The organism is Xanthomonas sp. SHU 308 (assembly GCF_000364645.1).
In the GTDB taxonomy this organism is placed as follows: domain Bacteria; phylum Pseudomonadota; class Gammaproteobacteria; order Xanthomonadales; family Xanthomonadaceae; genus Xanthomonas_A; species Xanthomonas_A sontii.
In genome coordinates this window covers 1-3,887 of sequence record NZ_AQOK01000287.1, presented here as the reverse complement: position 1 = coordinate 3,887, position 3,887 = coordinate 1, and the positions used below count along the sequence as shown (strand labels likewise).

Annotated in this window: 4 protein-coding genes; 2 read left to right on the top strand and 2 right to left on the bottom strand. The window is 69.7% G+C overall.

Annotated elements, in window-relative coordinates:
* Positions 1 to 188 precede the first annotated feature (188 nt).
* Both D588_RS0110480 and D588_RS0110475 read right to left on the bottom strand, forming a co-directional pair.
* The gene (locus D588_RS0110480; protein WP_017915935.1) at positions 189 to 725 is read right to left on the bottom strand and encodes a pseudouridine synthase; all 537 of its coding nucleotides are present in this window, start codon (positions 723 to 725) and stop codon (positions 189 to 191) included.
* 85 nt (positions 726 to 810) lie between these two features.
* Positions 811 to 1,668, bottom strand: coding sequence for a class I SAM-dependent methyltransferase (locus D588_RS0110475; RefSeq protein WP_017915934.1), 858 nt, complete (start codon positions 1,666 to 1,668; stop codon positions 811 to 813).
* Between the two features lie 175 nt (positions 1,669 to 1,843).
* On the opposite strand from D588_RS0110475, the gene D588_RS0110470 reads away from it, so the two are divergent.
* Together D588_RS0110470 and D588_RS0110465 are read left to right on the top strand one after the other, a co-directional pair.
* On the top strand, positions 1,844 to 2,803 hold the full coding sequence (locus D588_RS0110470; RefSeq protein WP_017915933.1) for an aldo/keto reductase: 960 nt from the start codon (positions 1,844 to 1,846) through the stop codon (positions 2,801 to 2,803).
* The gene (locus tag D588_RS0110465; protein ID WP_017915932.1) at positions 2,800 to 3,837 is read left to right on the top strand and encodes an NADP-dependent oxidoreductase; all 1,038 of its coding nucleotides are present in this window, start codon (positions 2,800 to 2,802) and stop codon (positions 3,835 to 3,837) included. The genes D588_RS0110470 and D588_RS0110465 overlap by 4 nt, the downstream gene beginning before the upstream one ends.
* Positions 3,838 to 3,887: the final 50 nt, after the last annotated feature.

The window sequence follows — 3,887 nt, the reverse complement described above, 5'->3', positions numbered from 1 at the left end:
CGCCCTGCCGCTAACGGCAGCCGCCGCACGAAACGCAGCGACCGGGAGACATCCCGGTCGCTTTTTTTATGGTTCGCCGCGCCTCTGCTTTTCCAACCCAGGAGCGGCTTCAGCCGCGACCGAGGCGTTATCGATGCGCTCCGGTCGCGGCTGACGCCGCTCCTACGCGTCATTCGGCACAACACGCACTACAGCGCGCGCCAGGCCCCCGGCGCCAACCCGTCCAGGCGGTGTGTGCCCATCGCCGCACGCACCAGGCGCAGTGTCGGCAGGCCGACCGCGGCAGTCATCCGCCGCACCTGGCGATTGCGGCCTTCGCGCAGCACGACCTGCAACCAGGCATCGGGCACGCTCTTGCGGAAGCGCACCGGGGGATCGCGCGGCCACAGCGATGGCGGCGCGTCCAGCAACGTCACCTCGGCCCGCGCGGTCGGGCCGTCGTTCAACAGCACGCCGTCGCGCAGGCGCTGCAGTTGCTCCGGTTGCGGCGCGCCTTCCACCTGCACCCAGTAGGTCTTGGGCTGCTTGTGCCGCGGATCGGTAAGACGGTGCGCCAGCGCGCCATCGTCGGTCAGCAGCAGCAGGCCCTCGCTGTCGTAGTCCAGGCGTCCGGCCGCATACACGTCGGCGGGCAGGCCGAACTCGGCCAGGGTGCGCCGCGGCGGCGTGCTGCGGTCGGTGAACTGGCACAGCACGTTGAAGGGCTTGTTGAAGGCGATCAGCATCGACGGGAACGGCAGCGAACCTGCGCCGCACGACGCGGCGCAGGCATTGTCCCATGCGTCCGCGCCGCGCCGCTCGTGCGCCGGCTCAGCGCTTGACGAACTTCAGGGTCATCCGGTCGCTCTCGCCGATCGCCTGGTACTTGGCATCGTCGGCGGCCTCGTGCTGGTTGCTCGGCGGCAATGTCCATACGCCGCCCGGATAATCCTTGGTGTCGCGCGGATTGGCGTTGAGCTCGCTCTTGCCGGCCAGCTTGAAGCCGGCGGCCTCGGCCATGGCGATCACCTGCGCCTGACCGACATAGCCGCTCTTGTCGTCGGCCGGCACGTCGGCCTTGGCGCGGTGCTCGACCACGCCGAGCACGCCGCCGGGCTTGAGCACGTTGTAGAAGCCCTTGAACATGCCCTCGGCCTGGCCGGCCATGCGCCAGTTGTGCACGTTGCGGAAGGTCAGCACCAGGTCGGCCGAGCCGGGCGGGCCGAACACCGGTGCGTTTGGCGCATACGCGACGATGCGCGCGTGGTCGTACTGCGCCGGTGCCGCGGCGAACTTCTGCTCCAGGCCGGCGCGCGCCTTCTGCTGGTAGTCGCGACCGCGCCCTTCCGGCACGGCGGTCGGATCCACCACCGCAGCGATGTACTGGCCGTGCTCGCGCAGGTACGGCGCCAGGATCTCCGCATACCAGCCGCCGCCCGGGGTGACCTCGATCACCGTCTGGGTCGGCTTGATGCCGAAGAACGCCAGGGTCTGGCCGGGATGGCGGTAAGCGTCGCGGGCGACGTTGGCGCGGTCGCGCCAGCTGCCGTCGATCGCCGCCTGCAGGGACGCGTCCGGCGCCGGCAGCGTCGCGGTGTCGGCAGGCTTGATCGCCTGCGCGGCAGGGGCGAGCAAGGCGGTGGCGACGGCCAGGGTACAGGCGCAGGCGAGCGAGGTTCGAAGCGTCATGGCAGGCATCCGCAAGAGGAGGTGGGGCGAGCCTAGCATGCGGCCCGACAAGCCCGAATGTTGCGCTCCCGTTAGCGCGAATCACGCCGGCGGAACGCTGTTTTCGCGAGCATTGGCCGATCCTTCGATCCCCGGCGACTATCCTGTCGCCTTTCCCCACAGTGGAGCGTTTTCCATGCTGCACACGCGCGAACTCGGCCGCTCCGGCCTGCATGCGGCACCGCTGGCGTTCGGCGGCAATGTGTTCGGCTGGAGCGCCGACGCCAAGACCTCCTTCGCCTTGCTCGATGCCTTCGTCGAGGCCGGCTGCAATCTCGTCGACACCGCCGACATCTACTCGGCCTGGGTCCCCGGCAATCGCGGCGGCGAATCGGAAACGCTGATCGGACAGTGGCTCAAGCGCAGCGGCAAGCGCGACAAGGTGCTGATCGCGACCAAGGTCGGCAAGTGGGCCGAACGCCCGGGCCTGTCGGCCGACACCATCGCCGCCGCCGCGGAGGACTCGCTGCAGCGCCTGCAGACCGACGTCATCGATCTGTACCAGGCGCACGCAGACGACGATTCGGTGCCGCTGGAAGCCACGCTGGCCGCGTTCGGGCGGCTGATCGAACAGGGCAAGGTGCGCGCCATCGGTGCTTCCAACTACAGTGCCGCGCGCCTGCGCGAGGCGCTGAACGTCTCCGCGCAATACGGCCTGCCCCGCTACGAGACGCTGCAGCCGGAGTACAACCTGTACGACCGCGCCGGCTACGAGGCCGAGCTGGAGCCGCTGGTGCGCGAACAGGGCCTGGGCGTGCTGTGCTACTACGCGCTGGCCAGCGGCTTCCTCAGCGGCAAGTACCGTCGCGCCGAAGACGCGGGCAAGAGCAAGGCACGCGGCGCCAGCGTGGTCGCGCGCTATCTCAACGCGCGCGGCCTGCGCATCCTCGCCGCGCTCGACGACATCGCCGGCAAGCATGGCGCCGCGCCCACGCAGGTGGCGCTGGCCTGGTTGATGGCGCGGCCCGGCATCGTCGCGCCGATCGCCAGCGCGACCAGCCTGGAGCAACTGCAGGACCTACTCGCCGCCGCACGCCTGCAGCTGTCGGCCGAGGACATCGCGCAATTGAATACCGCAAGCGAGGAAACCGCATGACCACCCCCACCCAGACCACCCGCATCGTGCTCGCTTCGCGCCCGCAGGGCGCGCCGAGCACCGACAATTTCCGCATCGAACAGGCCCCGATTTCGCCACCCGGCCCCGGCCAGGTGCTGCTGCGCAATCGCTGGCTGTCGCTGGACCCGTACATGCGCGGGCGCATGAGCGATGCGCCGTCCTACGCGCCGCCGGTGCAACTGGGCGAGACCATGGTCGGCAGCACCGTGGCCGAGGTGCTGCAATCCAATTCCCCCGACCACGCACCAGGCGATCTGGTACTGGTGCAGAACGGCGGCTGGCAGACCCATCTGGTCGTCGACGGCGCAAGCCTGCGGCGCAAGCTCGACCCCAACTCGCCGCTGCCGCCGAGCACCGCGCTGGGCGTGTACGGCATGCCCGGCTTCACCGCCTACGCCGGCCTGCACGAGATCGGCAAGCCGCAGCCGGGCGAGACCGTGGCGGTCGCCGCGGCCACCGGCCCGGTCGGCGCCACCGTGGCGCAGATCGCCAAACTGCGCGGGGCCAAGGTCATCGCCATCGCCGGTGGCGCGGAAAAATGCCGCTACCTGCGCGAGGAACTGGGCGTGGACGTGGCCCTGGATCACCGCGCCAAGGAGTTTGCCGAGCAGTTGCGCGCCGCCGCGTCCGACGGCATCGACGTGTACTTCGAGAATGTCGGCGGCCACGTGTTCGATGCGGTGCTGCCGCGGCTCAACGATTTCGCGCGGGTGCCGGTGTGCGGCACCATCGCCACCTACAACGCCAACGGCGCCTTGCCGCCGGGGCCGGACCGGATGCCGGCACTGATGGGCCAGGTGCTGCGCCAGCGCCTGACCCTGCGCGGCTTCATCGTCGGCGACTTCGTCAAGCTGTACCCGGAGTTCCTGCGCGAGATGGGCGCCTGGCTGGCCGACGGCCGCGTACGCTACCGCGAGCACGTGGTGGACGGTCTGGAAAACGCGCCGCAGGCCTTCATCGACATGCTGAGCGGCGGCAACTTCGGCAAGCTGGTGGTGCGGCTGGGCGACTGAGGCCGCAAGGCCCTAGGCTGTATCGACATTCAGCGGTATTTTTTTGGGAT